The organism is Pseudomonas sp. HY13-MNA-CIBAN-0226 (genome assembly GCF_040310305.1).
Classification (GTDB): Bacteria; Pseudomonadota; Gammaproteobacteria; order Pseudomonadales; family Pseudomonadaceae; genus Aquipseudomonas; species Aquipseudomonas gregormendelii.
Genome location: NZ_JBEOPS010000345.1, coordinates 1 through 262, shown reverse-complemented (window position 1 = coordinate 262; position 262 = coordinate 1). Strand labels below are relative to the sequence as shown.

Annotated in this window: 1 protein-coding gene; it reads left to right on the top strand. The window is 48.1% G+C overall.

The annotated features are described in order from the left end of the window. Window positions 1–262: cytochrome d ubiquinol oxidase subunit II (locus AAEZ05_RS29035; RefSeq protein ID WP_350650077.1), on the top strand; the 262-nt coding region annotated here is incomplete at both ends.

The following is a 262-nucleotide window of genomic DNA, read 5'->3' as shown; positions in this document are numbered from 1 at the left end:
ATGATGAACTCTATTGCTCCCTTTTGGGATGGTAATGAGACTTGGTTGGTATTGGGTGGTGGTGGTTTGTTCGCTGCTTTCCCAGTGGCTTATGGCATCATCATGACCGGTTTATACCTGCCTGTGACTGCCATGCTATTTGGTCTTATTATGCGCGGAGTGGCGTTTGAGTTCCGTTTCAAAGCCTCTTCACGTCGTCATGTATGGGATACGTTCTTTTTCGTCGGCTCAGTAGTGGCGACATTCTCGCAGGGTATTATGC